Raw genomic sequence first — 14,665 nt, forward strand, 5'->3', positions numbered from 1 at the left:
CGGCGTTTTGAGAGCAGACTGCCAGAGATAAGCGGCTTAGTTAACAATACTTCATGAAACTTCAAGATTCAAGTGCCGACCCGTCTCCAGCCAGTAACGATTGGCAAGACTGAATCCCAAGGGATTGCCCGCATCCACAATCGCTCCATCTGTCATCACCCCCAACAGGCGATCGCGCCGGACCAATTCTTGCCAGATGGGTACATCGTCAAATTCTGCTTTGCCTGCAAAGACCGCCTGGGCCTTTCGAGCTAAGTCCAAAAACTCTCGATCGAGCACGCCAATGCCCGCTCCTTTGGGTTGACCGGCATTGGAACTGGAAAAGCGATCGCGGCTTTTATCCTTCAGTTGAGTAATCCGATAGAGATTCTCCTGTACCAATTTTGTGGCAATGCGCCCCGTCCCTTGAAAGAACTCCGACCACTCTGGCGGAACCCAGGTTAGCGCCAGCAGCGCCTGTTCGTATTGCTGATAAGCACTTGCAAGCTGCTCGATTGGAGATGTAGGGCAAAAGCAGACTTCATCTGGCATGAAAAAAATGAAGGGCTCGTTTGCCAAAAAGGCATCGGCTAGCAGAATCGCATCGGCGACTCCGCGAGGCTGCTCCTGCACGATAAATTCGATCTGGCAATTGAGGCGATCGCTTGCACTCAGCAGGTATTCCCGCACTAAAGGCTTCTCGGGGCTGACCACAATCGCAATCTCTCGCACATCCCCCCGCACCAATTCGGCGATCGCCCGATGCAGCATCGGTACAGAGCCAATCGGCAAGAGTTCCTTCGGCACCGACTGTGTTGCTGGCAGCAGTCGCGTTCCGCGTCCGGCAGTGGGAATGACTGCTTTGCGAAGGAGATGGGGCATTGCAGAAATTGCTCTAATCGGAACTGAATCGAGGCCAGCCAAACGCGCTCTAGCAAAGGACATTTCAGTTTACACTGGAGCTGTTTGTTCGCTGGGCGAACGTCAAACTTTGCACTAAGTGGGACTTCCTCCCTCACCCGATTGCCTGCAATGGCGAGTTCTAGACCTGCGATCGCGCCTTGGGCGCAGTTGAAAAGCCCCACACGTTAATTACGGATTGAGAGATCGTTCATGACTGTTGCCACCCAATCTCTGCAAGAACTTGCAATCAACTCCATTCGCTTCTTGGCAGTGGACGCCGTTCAAAAGGCTAAATCCGGTCACCCCGGCCTACCCATGGGCGCAGCCCCTATGGCCTACGTGCTCTGGAAGAACTTCATGAAGTTCAACCCCAAAAACCCCGATTGGTCCAACCGCGATCGCTTTGTCCTATCCGCCGGTCACGGCTGCATGCTGCAGTACGCCCTGCTCTACCTGACTGGCTACGACGTTTCCCTCGACGATCTCGGGCAATTCCGCCAGTGGGGCAGCAACACCCCCGGTCACCCCGAAAACTTTGAGACTGCAGGGGTTGAAGTCACCACCGGCCCCTTAGGCCAAGGCATCGGTAACGGCGTCGGGCTGGCGATCGCCGAAGCTCACCTAGCCGCCCGCTTCAACAAGCCCGGCCACACCATCGTCGATCACTACACTTATGTGATTGCAGGCGACGGCTGCAATATGGAAGGAATTGCCAGCGAGGCAGCATCCATGGCCGGTCACCTGGGGCTGGGCAAGCTGATTGTTTTTTACGACAGCAACAGCATTTCGATTGAGGGCAGTACCGAGATTGCCTTTACCGAAGATGTGGGCAAGCGTTACGAAGCCTACGGCTGGCACGTCACCTACGTAGAGAACGGCAACAGCGACTTGGATGCGATTGAAAAGGCGATCTTCGAGGCGAAAGCAGTCACGGACAAGCCCTCCTTCATTGTGGTTACCACCACCATCGGCTACGGCTCTCCCAATATGTCCGGCACTGCTGGCGTTCACGGTTCCCCCCTCGGTCCCGAAGAAGTGACCCTCACCAAGGAAACTTTGGGCTGGCCCACCGAGCCTGCCTTTTACGTTCCCGATGATGTTCTCAATCACTTCCGCGCCGCAGTGAATAGCGGTGCGACGCTCGAAGCAGAGTGGAACAGCCGCTTTGCCGCCTACGAGAAGGCGTATCCTGCTGAAGCTGCTGAGTACAAGCGGATGATGTCCGGCCAGCTCCCCGACGGTTGGGAAGCCGCTCTGGAAACCATCCTCGATCGAGAGAACTCCACCCGCAAGCTGTCTGGATTTGCCCTGAATGCGCTATCTCCAGCCATTCCCGAGCTGCTGGGCGGCTCTGCCGATCTATCCCACTCCAACATGACGGAAGTGAAAGGGGAGCCCTACTTCGAGCCGGGTTCTTACGAAGGTCGCAACTTCCACTTTGGCGTACGCGAACACGGCATGGGAGCAGTCTTGAATGGTATGGCCCTCCACGGCGGCTTGATTCCCTACGGGGCCACTTTTTTGATCTTTACGGACTACATGCGGGCGGCGATCCGCCTCTCTGCGCTGTCCCAAGTGCGCGTGCTGCACGTCATGACCCACGACTCTGTCGCTCTGGGCGAAGATGGCCCCACCCACCAGCCAGTGGAAACCTTAGCTTCTCTGCGTCTGATTCCAAACCTACACTGCTTTCGTCCTGCTGACGTCAAGGAGACGGTAGGGGCTTACAAGTCAGCGCTGACTCAGACCAAGACTCCGACGCTATTTGCATTCTCCCGCCAAGGACTCAAGAATCAGGCAGGAACCTCAGTGGAAGGCACGCTCAAGGGGGGGTACATCGTTGTCGATGCAGACAATCCCGAGCTGATTTTGATTGCAACGGGTTCTGAAGTGGCCCTCGCAGTGGAAGCAGCTGGGGTACTAGCGAGCGAAGGCAAGGCGGTGCGGGTGGTGTCGATGCCCTCCTGCGATGTGTTTGACGCCCAACCCAAGCAGTATCGCGATTCCGTTTTGCCCCCCAGCGTAACCAAGCGCGTCTCGATTGAAGCCGGGGTTACCGGTGGTTGGTACAAGTACATTGGCTTTGACGGTGCGGCAATCGGTATCGATCGCTTCGGCGCTTCTGCCCCCGGTCCGGTATGTATGGAGAAGTTCGGCTTTACGGTTGAGAACGTCTGCAACACTGCCCGCGCTCTGCTGGCCTGAGCAGTTTCTGTTCTTCTCGTCCTTCTGACTACTGGCCCCTCTCAGCTTTGCTCGAGAGGGGATTTTTTATAGATGGCTGCCCAAATCGATTGGGTGTCGGGGCTGCAGGGAAAACTGCTCAATGACTGGGGCGATCGCAAGCTGATGTCGAGCCTAAATTCGCCGAGAGCTTGCGAGATTTGCTGGTTTGGCGAGACTACAAAGGAACGATAGACGAATGTGCTAACATTATTCGACCCCGATCGCGTATTAGGATCCATCTCTACCCAGAACGCTTAGTATGACAAGATTCCGCCGCGTTCGTCCTTGGCTATCCAGCAGCTACCGGTGGACAGATTTTCATTTGGGCGATTGGAGCAATTGGGGCAAGTGGCGCTGGTTGCCGCTGGTGGTAGGAACTGGAGTAGCGACCCTCGGTGTTGCTTTTGCACTCGATCTTTACGCTCGGGAGCGGGATTCGCTCGCAACGACGCTGCAGCTCGAAACCGATCGTCTCGCCCGACAAGTCGATCGCCATTGGGACAGTTTAACGCTAGCGCTCTCTCAAACGACCCAAATTTCGCAGGGGCTGTTGTCACCTGAAGCTGCCGATCGCGACCTCGTTTGGAGGGAGAGTGCCGCCCTGTTTATTGACAGCTTCGAATCTGCCGAAGCCATCGCGAAGCTCGATCGCGAATGGAACTTGACCGACCTTCAGGCTCGCGGCGATCGCGATCGCCGCGAGTTGCTGGCATTGATTCGGCAAGCTAGATTGGCCGCTCCCGAATTGCGAAAAGATCCGCTAGCCGCAATTTGGCAAAATGGCTGGGCGATTCTCCATCTGCCCATTGTCGGTAAGGGGGAAATGTCTATCGGTCACCATGTAGGGCTCTTAAATGTCCGCGATCTACTGCAGTACGAGATCGGTCCGAGCGAACTGAACCAGCTTGTGGCGGTTACCGCCTCTCATGGGGGGCAAACATTTTGGATGAATGGTGCCAATGCTGCCCGTAACGAACATCCCGTTCGCCAGACGATTGAACTGACGAATTTGGCAGTGATGTTAGAAGTTTTGCCACAACAGGAGTTTGCATTTCAATGGCACCGGCTGTCTCTGACAGTCGGTGCCTCCAGCATTGCGATCGGTTTCATAGCGGCGGGGGTTGTGCGGTTGTGGCAAAACTCAGACCGATATTATCGGCACATTGCTCAGATCGCTCGAGATCTAGAGCGAGAAGTCTCGGCCCACCAAAAATCCCGCACAGACCTGTTTACCAGTCAGCAGCGCCTGCAAGCCGTGCTCGAAAATTCCCCCACTTCTATCTTCGTGAAAGATCGGCAACTGCAATACCTGATGGCTAATAAGCACTTTGCCAATCTGTGCGGCCAATCCCCTCGAGACTTGCAGGGCAAAACCGATCGCGATTTATTCCCCGAGGCGATCGCCGCCGCCCTAGAGGACCACGATCGTGCTGTATTGACTTCCGGCCGCCCTCAACTTTGTGAAGAGACAGCCTGGTATGCCGGACAAGTGCGTACCCAATTGACCGCCCTCACTCCCCTCGGTGACGAAGCGGGCGAAATCTATGCTTTATGCGGCATAGCCACCGATATTACCGATCGCCAACAAGCTCAGTTGGAATTGCAAAATAGCGCCACTCAACAGCGTTTGATTGCAGCCATTGCCGAACGCATCCGCAACTCTCTCGATCTCGGCACCATCCTGACAACCACGGTTACAGAGCTGCGAGATGCCCTGCAGGTCGATCGAGTCTTAATTTATCAATTTGATGCCCAGATGCGGGGCACGATTGCCTACGAATCCGTGCAGGCCGGTTGGCCCACAACCCTTGGAGATAATCTTGTCGATGAATGTCTGATCGAACAAAACGAAATCGTAGAGGGCTACAGACTGGGCGATCGCATTCACGCGATCGCCGATATTCGAGATGGCAGCTTAGATGAATGCTACGTCCGGCTGCTATCTGACTATGCCGTTCGGGCCAACCTAGTCGTGCCCATTTTGGCGGACGGTCACTTGTGGGGGCTGCTCGCGGCTCACCAATGTTCGGGACCGCGCCAGTGGCAGCCAGCCGATATTGAGCTTTTCCAGCGACTGTCCACACAAGTGGGTATTGCCATCCAGCAAGGTCAGCTCTACCATCAAGCCCGCCACCAAGCCCAACAGCATTCGATTCTCAACCGCATTGTCCGAGACATGCGGGATAGCTTAGACCTAGCACAGGTGCTGCAGGATGCGGTCGAATTGACACTAGAAGCGTTTCAATCCAGTCGTTGTGCCGTGGGCTTGTGCTGCGAATCCGATGAGAGCTTCACCTATGGCTTTACCGCATCCACTCCCGGCATCTCGGATATGAAGGGCTGTGTCATTCCGATTGCGGGCAACCCCCTCGCTCAGTCTGTTATCGCCAGTGACTTGCCGATCGCGGCTGACCACGTTCAACAATCTCCCCTGCTTGCGGATTTAGCGATCGCCAAAGCACGGGAGTTACAGATCGAATCTCTCCTAGTGGTCGGCATTCGATTTGAGGGACAGCTCATCGGCATCTTCAATTTGCAACAATGCGATCGTCCCCGCCAATGGACTGCCAGCGAACAACAGTTGTTCGCGCGGATTGCCGATCAGTTGGCGGTTGCAATTCAGCAAGCCAAGTTATACGAGCAAGTGCGGCAGCTCAATCAAACGCTAGAGCAGCAAGTGGAGCAACGGACTGCTCAGGTCTCTAAAGCCTTAGGCTATGAGGCTACCCTCAAGCGCATCACTGACAAAGTCAGAGATAGTTTGGACGAAACCCAGATTTTACAAACTGCTGCGCGGGAGGTGGCGAACGCTCTCATGGCCGACGGTTGCAACATTAGCCTATACGACAGTCAGAGACAGAAATCGCACATTGTGGTGGAACACACTGTCTCCTTGTCTCCCGCTCAGTCAACCGAAATCGATATGGAACAGTCTCCGTATCGCTACGCGCGGCTATTGCAGCGCCATTCCTGCCAGTTTTGCGAGCTCGATCCACTCTTCAATCGCCCTCCCACAGCAATTTTGGCCCTTCCCATTGCTGACGATCGGCAAGTGTTGGGAGACATGTGGATTTTTCGCTGTAAACATTGGACGTTTGGCGGGTTAGAAATCCGTCTGGCCCAGCAAGTGGCCAGCCAGTGCGCGATCGCCATTCGTCAAGCCCGTCTCTATCAGACTGCGCGAACCCAGGTGCGGGAGCTCAATCAGCTCAATCAGCTCAAAGATGATTTTTTAAGTACCGTCTCGCACGAGCTGCGATCGCCCGTAGCCAACATTAAGATGTCGCTGCACATGTTGGAAGTGGGAATTGACAACTGTCGCCCCCTCTTTCCCGAAGGGGAGCAAAGTCAGGAGATTGCCGATAAGCTAGATCGCTATTTAAGCGTGCTCGAACAGGAATGCGATCGCGAAATCGAACTCATTCAAGATCTCCTCGACCTGCAACGGCTAGAAGCAGGGACCGAGCAATTGGAATGGGAGGAGATCGATCTGGCGGCTTGGATTCCCCATCTCGTGATGCCCTTTGTCGATCGAGCCGAACAGCGCCAGCAAACCCTAGAAATAGAGATCGATCCCCACCTCCCTGCGATTGTCTCCGATCGCCCCAGCCTGCAGCGCATTCTGTCCGAATTACTGCTCAATGCTTGCAAGTACACTCCCCCTAACGAACAGATCGCCTTGACGGTCGCAGCCATTCCTCAAGGGATTTGCATGACGTTTACCAACAGTGGCGTGGAAATTCCCGCGCGCGATCTGCCTCATATTTTTGAGAAGTTTTACCGAGCGACCGATACCGATCGTTGGAAGCAAGGGGGGACTGGCCTCGGTTTGGCCCTAGTGCAGCGGGTGGTGAACTCTCTGGAAGGGACGATTGCAGTGACGAGTGCCGAGCTGAAAACCAGCTTTGCGATCGAGTTGCCACTGCGATCGAAGCGATTTGCCGAGACAGCGATTCAGCGTTCGACTTCAATTGCAGGCGAAGTCGACGCCCAGACCCAGAACAACTCCAAGCCCACTACTGCTCTGCCTTCGCTGTAGGAGGCAAGCTGGTTTCGACTTCGCGAAACGAATAGAGGTTGACATAAAAAGACGACTGGTCATATCATAGAGTTATGGGCAGACCGAGACGCAGTCAAAACAATCGCGAAAAGCTCCTGAACTGTGGCGCCAACGCCTTCATCAAACAGGGCTATCACGGCACTGGCATTCAGGAGGTGGTGGAGCGAGTTCGCGTCCCCAAAGGCTCTTTCTATAATTACTTCGAGAGTAAAGAGGGCTTTGGGGCTGAGGTGATTCGGCAATATACCCAACAGTATGTAACCAACATGGATGCGTTGCTGAGCGAGCCGAACGTTGATGCTCTGTCTGCGCTGAAGTATTTTTTCGAGGCTGAGATTCAGCGGCACGAGGCGGGAAGAGAAGGGTGTTTGCTCGGCAACTTGGGGGCAGAGTTGGGAGAGAGTAGCGAGCTTTGCCGTCAGGCATTGTCTGAGGGCCTGCAAACCATGCAGCAGCGATTCCGCCTTTATTTAGTAATGGACCCGTTTTGGCAATGGGGGCCAGAAAGCTTGCTAGGCGTGGTTTCTGGCCTTTAGATTCCTGAAAATCACATCGAATAAACCCATGGCAGCTAGTCCTGCCAGAACTGAGCGAAGCAACTAGCCGACAGTTCTGTGTAGCGAATCGTGTGTTGGATGTTCTTGTGTCCGAGATAGTGTTGGATGGAGCGGGTATCATGACCGTCGTTGACCAACTTGTAGCCACAGGCATGACGCAACATGTGAGGGTGAATGGAGAACGGCAGAGAAGAGAGTTGAGAGATGCGAGTGAGGAGTTTACGAAAGCCCGCTGCAGTCATGGGAGCGCCCCGCTCCGTCATAAATAAATAGGGTGAGAGCCGTGATTCACGCTTGAGCCGACGCAACGCCCTCAGTTCTGGCCCTCGAAGGGGATGGACACTAGGAATGCCTCGCTTAAGGCGATATACCTGCAGAAGCCCCGCATCGAGATCGACTTGCTCCCAGCGCAGTGCGCACAGTTCAGAAACCCTGAGGCCGTGGCGATAAGCTATCAGGATCATGGTGGCGTCCCGGTGTCCATGGCGTCCTCGTTGTTTAGCCACAGCCATTAACTCATCCACTTCGCGAGGGGTGAGATATTCACGAGGGCGTTTCTGGTCGTCAGAGATTGGAACTGTCCCGTTTTCGATAGTTGACATAGCTTGCTTGAGAACTGTCCTACCTAGGTTTGAGGGCCGTTAAAAGCCTAAACTGTCTTACTTATGGCCAATAGTCAGACAGTTAAGAGAATTCTTGTATGCCGGTTCAGTTTTTATCCGCAACAGAGCGAGATCGCCTCAACAGGTTTCCTGAAGAGATCCTCCAAAAGGACCTAAAAGACTTCTTCTGGCTCTCTGACGACGATCGCAGGGAAGCACGTAGCTTGATGGAAGATCACAATTGCCTCGGATTTGCCTTACAGCTTTGCTGCTTGCGCTACCTGGGCTTCTTTCCTAGCAACTTTCTAGAGCTACCTCAAGAAATTGTTCAGTTTGTCGCCGATCGCCTGCAGGTCAACGCTGCATGTTTTTCTACGTATGGGAAAAGCCCAAGGACTCAGCGGTATCACCAGAACCAGCTCCAGACTTTGCTCGGCTATCGCCGCGCAACAACTGCTGATATTGCCAGTTTAGAGCAATGGCTGCTAGAGCGCGCTCTAGAGCATGACAAACCCATGCTGTTGCTCGAACTGGCCTGTGGGTATCTCAAACGGAACAAAATCGTCCGACTCAAGATCGTGCGTTTGGCGCGAATGGTATCGACAGCGCGCAACCAAGCTCAACAGGTGACTTACCAGATTCTACAACCACTGCTGAGCTCGGAGTGCCAAACTTTCCTCGATGGTTTGCTGGAGGTTGAGACTGGCTTGGGCAAGACCCGTCTGGCTTGGCTGCAGCGAACGCCTACCGGTCATAATCTCAAGCAACTGCTCGAAACCCTCTCCAAGATTGCCTTTCTACACAAGCATGGCATTGCCCAGTGGGACTTTGGAAAGCTGACCGCCAATCGCATCAACCACCTAGCCAAAGCCGGGGCGAGATCCACCAACCAATACTTGCAACGTGCCCCAAAGATGCGGCGTTATCCCATTCTGATGGCCTTCTTGAAGCAGTCTCTCTACAACTTGACTGATGACTTCATCGAGATGTTCGATCAGCGCTTGTGGGAGCTCTACAGAGCGGCCAAACGGGAGTTCGAACAGGCTCGCCTGCAGGCCACTCAATCGATCAATGAGAAACTGACCACCCTGAACACAATTGGGCAAATCCTACTCGATCCAGAGGTGGAAGACGCTACCGTGCGCAAAACGACTTTTGCCTGTATTGACCCCGAGCAACTGCAGATTGCCATGGGGGAAGCCGAGCAGTTGATCCGTCCGGAAAATGATGCTTACATCGATTACTTCCGCCAGTCCTACGGCCGCATCCGCCGCTTCTCGGGCAAGTTTCTGGAGACCCTCCAGTTTGAAGCCAGTGAACCAGAGCAAGGTCTGCTCAAGGCGCTGGCTTTGGTTCACCAGATTCATCTCGGCAAGCGGCGCAAACTGCCATCAGATGCCCCCACTGACTTTATCCCTGACACCTGGCGCTCGTATGTCTTGGATGGAGAAGCGATCGCCGATTGGCGCTACTACGAATTGGCTGCTCTGTGGGTTCTGCGCCAGCGGTTGCGCTCGGGGGATGTCTACCTCCTTCATAGTCGCCGCTTCAAGGAGTTGGAGCAGTATTTCATTCCCAAAGATGAGTGGCCCTCGCACCGCGATGATGTGCTGGACATGACTGGGACGCCTCTCGATGCACGAGTGCGCCTACAGCAGAGAGAAGCAGACCTAGTCGGGCTCATAGAGCAAGTCGAAGCTCTCTTGAATAACCCTGACGGCGATTTGCGCGAGGAAAAGGAAACGCTGACCTTGACGCCTTTTGAGGCTCAAGAGCGGTCTGCCAAGCTAGATCGCTTGAGTGCCCTCATTGGTGCTCGCCTACCTAGAATTGATATTACAGAACTGCTGATTGAGGTGGATAGCTGGACGGGATTTTCAGAGGCATTCGAACATCTGCATTCCCCTCACAGCCGCGACCGGAAGCTGCTACTCCATCTTTATGCCTGCTTGTTGGCCCAGGCTTGCAACCTCGAACTGCCTCAAATGGCGGCTTCTGCCAAACTGTCCTACAACAGTTTGAGCTGGTGCAACACCTGGTACATCCGCGATGACACTCTGCGGGCGGCGACCACCAAGCTGATCGATTATCACTACCACCTGCCTCTAAGCCGTTTGTGGGGTGGGGGAATGCTTTCTTCCTCAGATGGGCAACGGTTTCCAGTCAAAGGCAACCTGCGTCAGGCGCGATCGCTCCCCCGTTACTTTGGCTATGGCAAGGGCATTACGTTTTATAGCTGGACTAGCGATCAGCTCTCTCAGTACGGCTCTAAACCCGTTCCGACTACCAATCGGGATTCTACCTATCTGCTCGATGAGATTGAAAACAACGAAACGGAATTGCCGATTCTCGAGCTCACGACCGATACCGCCGGATACACCGACCTGATGTTTGCTCTGTTTGATGTGCTGGGTCTCACCTTTTCCCCCCGCATCCGCGACCTGGGCGCTCAGAAGCTTTACCGCACCAGTCGGATTGATATGACTGATTCCCCCCGTCTCAAGGAACACCTGAAGGGAACGCTCAATCTGTCCCTCATTTTGGCCCACTGGGATGAAATCTTGCGCTTGGTGGGGTCCATCAAAAAGGGGTGGGTGAGTGCTTCACTGATTGTCCAGAAGCTGCAGGCATACCCCCGCCAACACCCTCTGATGCGGGCTCTGCAAGAGTACGGTCGCTTGCTCAAAACCATTCATATTCTGCGTTGGTATGCCGATGAGGGGAACCGACGACGACTCAACCGGCAGCTCAACAAAGGCGAAGCCTTACATAGTCTGCGTTCCGAGCTCTTCTTTGCCAACCAGGGCAAGGTTAAGGGTCAGCGGGACGAACAACTGCGCAATCAGGTCGGCTGTCTCAATCTCGTGACCAATGCTGTCATTGTCTGGAACACGGTCTATATCCAGAAAGTCGTGGAGCAACTGCGGCAGGAAGGGGTTGAGGTCAATGAGTCAGACCTCAAGCGGGTCTGGCCAACCCGCCATGCTCATATCAACATTTACGGGACCTATCACTTCAATCCCGAAGAGATCGGCAGACAGCAGCTCAGAAGCCTTAACCAGTAGGCTTTTCAGCCCCCATTGCCAAAACGGGTCCATTACTAGTGCGCCGAGCGAAGCTCGGCTATGTCAGTCGGGGGCAGGTCCCGACCTCGGAAGTCCTGGTCAGACACCGAGTACCGAGTGTTGCGTTGGCCATCGGTAACGAGGTCAGCGAAGCGTACACAGGGAGGTGACGGGCCGTAATGCGCGAGCGTGAAGGGATTGAGCCCCGTTATGACCGAAACGTGGATGCCGACGTGTTTAGTATCACGGAAGGCAATACCGGAGGAGCCAAAGACCAAGGCTCCCGAGGGTCCACCGGGGTCTGAGACCACAGCACGTCACCAAGGCAGAGTCGGGAACTCGGGAGATCCCACGAACTCCTCCGACACGGGGGTAGGGTGGCACAACCGGTAAACCGGGAGGAAACCCGATGGTTGGTGGGAAGTCGGATGCCCACATAGTAGCGAGGAGATGGGGTAATGCCCATGGAGCGAAGGAGGGCACATACAGTTGCCCGCTTAATGGAAACGCTGCCCACACGCAGAGGTGGAATCGCGGCGACCACAGCAGTTGAGCGGATATCCAGTCGTGCTTGCAATCACCCAGAGGAGCCGTTCACGGCTTTGATGCACCACTTCACGGTGGATAACTTGCGAGCTTGCTTCGAGTCGCTGGACGCAAGGAAAGCGACCGGAGTGGATGGAGTCACCAAACAGATGTACGAGCAGAACTTGGAGGGCAACCTCCAGCAACTGCATCGGAAACTGTGTCAAATGTCGTATCGGCCTCAATCGGTGCGGCGAGTCGAGATCCCCAAAGAGGATGGGACGATGCGCCCCCTCGGGATCAGCTGCTTTGAAGACAAAATCGTGCAGGAGATGACACGCGGGATTCTAGAAGGGATCTATGAGCCAACGTTTCTGGACACCTCGTATGGGTTCAGGCCGGGGCGGAGTTGCCACGATGCCCTACGCCAGCTCAACCAGGAGTTCATGAGACAGCCAGTGAATTGGATCGTCGATCTAGACCTGGCCCAGTTTTTCGACACGATGCCGCACCGGGAGATCCTCGCCATCTTGTCAGAGCGCATTCAGGACCGGAGATTTCTCCGCCTAATCGCGCGAATGCTCAAGGCTGGCGTGCAGACCCCAGGTGGCGTGGTGTATGACGATCTGGGGAGTCCGCAGGGCTCCATTGTCTCTCCCGTGATCGCCAATGTTTTCCTCGACTACGTACTCGATCGGTGGATTGCATCAGTCGTGACTCAACACTGTCGCGGCTACTGTCAGTCGATTAGGTATGCAGACGATGCTGTAGTGGTGTTTGAACGGGAAGATGACGCTCGCCGCTTTATGCGGGCCTTGCCGAAACGGCTGGGTAAATATGGGCTGCGTCTGAACCAGAAGAAAACCCGACTGCTGGCTTTTGGCAAACAAGCCGCTTGGCGAGCCATCAAGGGGGGACCGAAAGTGCCCACCTTTGACTTTCTTGGCTTCACCCACTATTGGGGGCGCAGCCGGACTGGCAAGGCTAGAGTGAAGCGGAAGACCTCGAAGAAGCGACTGCGTAGAGCCCTGGTGGACCTTAAAATCTGGTTGCGCCAGGAACGCAGCGCCCGCAAATTACCTCAGCTATGGCAAATCATGGCTAGTAAAATGCGCGGGCACTTCAGCTACTTTGGGGTGAGCGACAATACTATTGCCTTGCGCCGCTTCGAGTGGCAGGCTCACAGACTGTTGTTCAAGTGGCTCAATCGCCGGAGTCAGCGACGCAGTTTCACGTGGGAGGGATTTCTCCGATATATGGAGCGTTTTCCTCTTCCGCGCCCAGGTCGATTGGTGTCACTCTATCCCGTCTAGAGAATGGCGGTATGAAGAGGCCTGTGCGGGAAATCCGCAGGCGGGCTTCTGTGGGGGGAGAGACTTTCAACAATGCATGGCCGAATATTGTGACACTCTCGAACTGAAAGGCGAGAGCAACAGTGAATACAAAGCAGGTCTAAACATTGGAGGAGTCTCTTCTACCCGACAATAAAGGCGGAAGCGGGTGGAAGAATTCTTTGCCAGTCGGGAGTTGTCTGCCAACACCCAGCGTAATTACCGACGCGAATTGAGGCGGTTTTTGGATTGGACGCCGCTGACTTGGCAGGGGGTGAGTTTTCGGGAGATCGATCGCTATCGCGACTTTCTCAAGGATTTACCGGTAGGGGAGAGGGGGCGATCGGCGGCGTCGCTGAATCTGGCGCGGGCGGCTCTGAGGAGTTTTTTCGCTTGGATGGTGGCGCGGGATTACTGCGTCAAAGATCCGACTGCTCAGTGGGAGAAGGTCAAAGATAAGCCTTGGGTGGCGAAGGATTTGCCGAGCGAGCAGGTGCAGGCGCTGTTCGAGGCGCTGGCGAATCGGGGGGAGAATCGGGTGCGAGATACGGCATTGCTGCACGTTCTCTCTCACGGGCTGCGGGCTTCGGAAATTGTCGGACTGAATGTTGAGGACTTCGACGGGACGCGGTTGCGGGTGTTTCAGTCAAAGACTCAGCGTTGGAAGTCGGTGCCGCTGGGGAGTGCGGGGCGAGAGGCGATCGCCAGCTATCTGGACTGGAGAGAGGGGGTTGGGTTTGTGGGGAGTGGAGGCGATCCCCTGTTTGTGTCTCACAGCCCCGATCCTGTTTATCGGGGGAAGCGGCTGTCTTACAACGGTCTGTACTCGATCTTTAAGGGGCTGGCAGCTGCAGCGGGGATAGACAGCAGCCATCCCCACCAGATGCGGCATACGTTTGCGACGCTTCTTGCTGTGATGGGGATGGAGGGGCAGTTGGCTCGACTGCTAACGGGGCATCGTTCAGAGGCAAGTTACGAGCGCTACAATCTGCGGGCGTTGGAGTTGAGGGCGGAGGAGGAGTTTTATCGGTTGGTGGAGGGGCAGTTGCCCGGGCAGGATTTGTCGTGCGATGCCGTTCGGTCAATGGGATAGGTTTGCGATCCGCCATGCTTCCCTACCTACGTAAACGATAGCGAGAGTGTTTGCTTGGACTGTTGAAGAAGTGGGCGATCGCCAATATTCCGAGTCTCGCCCCCCACCTTCGCGACAGGAACTCCTCGAACAGGGAGTTCAAGAGGGGGAAGGCGATTTTAAATTTTGCGATCGCCTTCGCCCCTCCAGTCCTAACTTCACTCGCCACGGACAGGACTGAAGCGCAGCTAGGACAGGCTGCAAACCCAGACATCGCCTGCCCCCGAGATCGTCGATCCGTCACAGACCTACACTTTTACCGAAGCCCCAAGCACAACCTTAATG

General features: G+C 55.1%; 10 protein-coding genes. 8 read left to right on the plus strand and 2 right to left on the minus strand.

Features of this window, described 5'->3' with window-relative positions:
* Nucleotides 1–51 precede the first annotated feature (51 nt).
* The gene (locus tag SYN7336_RS07050) at nt 52–861 is read right to left on the minus strand and encodes a sugar phosphate nucleotidyltransferase (protein WP_017325227.1); all 810 of its coding nucleotides are present in this window, start codon (nt 859–861) and stop codon (nt 52–54) included.
* 231 nt (nt 862–1,092) lie between these two features.
* Here SYN7336_RS07050 and tkt point away from each other — a divergent pair, with 231 nt between their 5' ends.
* From tkt to SYN7336_RS24840, 4 genes are all read left to right on the plus strand, one after another.
* On the plus strand, nt 1,093–3,087 hold the full coding sequence (tkt, locus tag SYN7336_RS07055) for a transketolase (RefSeq protein WP_017325228.1): 1,995 nt from the start codon (nt 1,093–1,095) through the stop codon (nt 3,085–3,087).
* 72 nt (nt 3,088–3,159) lie between these two features.
* Complete coding sequence (locus SYN7336_RS30645) at nt 3,160–3,300, plus strand: hypothetical protein (RefSeq protein WP_156820063.1); 141 nt, start codon at nt 3,160–3,162, stop codon at nt 3,298–3,300.
* 67 nt (nt 3,301–3,367) lie between these two features.
* A complete protein-coding gene (locus SYN7336_RS27770) occupies nt 3,368–7,147 on the plus strand; it encodes a GAF domain-containing protein (RefSeq protein WP_051039774.1) in 3,780 nt (1,259 codons plus the stop codon).
* A gap of 74 nt (nt 7,148–7,221) precedes the next feature.
* Nucleotides 7,222–7,704 (plus strand): TetR/AcrR family transcriptional regulator, encoded by a 483-nt coding sequence (locus SYN7336_RS24840; RefSeq protein WP_017325231.1) that lies wholly within the window; start codon nt 7,222–7,224, stop codon nt 7,702–7,704.
* 35 nt (nt 7,705–7,739) lie between these two features.
* On the opposite strand, the gene SYN7336_RS07075 is transcribed toward SYN7336_RS24840, so the two are convergent.
* On the minus strand, nt 7,740–8,327 hold the full coding sequence (locus tag SYN7336_RS07075; RefSeq protein ID WP_017325232.1) for a tyrosine-type recombinase/integrase: 588 nt from the start codon (nt 8,325–8,327) through the stop codon (nt 7,740–7,742).
* A 98-nt stretch (nt 8,328–8,425) separates the two neighbouring features.
* On the opposite strand from SYN7336_RS07075, the gene SYN7336_RS07080 reads away from it, so the two are divergent.
* The 4 genes from SYN7336_RS07080 (at nt 8,426) to SYN7336_RS30650 (ending at nt 14,561) form a co-directional block, all read left to right on the plus strand.
* Nucleotides 8,426–11,392, plus strand: coding sequence for a Tn3 family transposase (locus tag SYN7336_RS07080; RefSeq protein WP_017325233.1), 2,967 nt, complete (start codon nt 8,426–8,428; stop codon nt 11,390–11,392).
* 458 nt (nt 11,393–11,850) lie between these two features.
* On the plus strand, nt 11,851–13,230 hold the full coding sequence (gene ltrA / locus SYN7336_RS07085; protein WP_026100779.1) for a group II intron reverse transcriptase/maturase: 1,380 nt from the start codon (nt 11,851–11,853) through the stop codon (nt 13,228–13,230).
* Between the two features lie 187 nt (nt 13,231–13,417).
* Nucleotides 13,418–14,341, plus strand: a complete 924-nt coding sequence (locus SYN7336_RS24845) for a tyrosine-type recombinase/integrase (RefSeq protein WP_017325235.1) — start codon at nt 13,418–13,420, stop codon at nt 14,339–14,341.
* Between the two features lie 46 nt (nt 14,342–14,387).
* Nucleotides 14,388–14,561, plus strand: a complete 174-nt coding sequence (locus SYN7336_RS30650) for a hypothetical protein (RefSeq protein ID WP_017325236.1) — start codon at nt 14,388–14,390, stop codon at nt 14,559–14,561.
* Nucleotides 14,562–14,665: the final 104 nt, after the last annotated feature.

The organism is Synechococcus sp. PCC 7336 (assembly GCF_000332275.1).
Lineage (GTDB): Bacteria > Cyanobacteriota > Cyanobacteriia > Thermostichales > PCC-7336 > PCC-7336.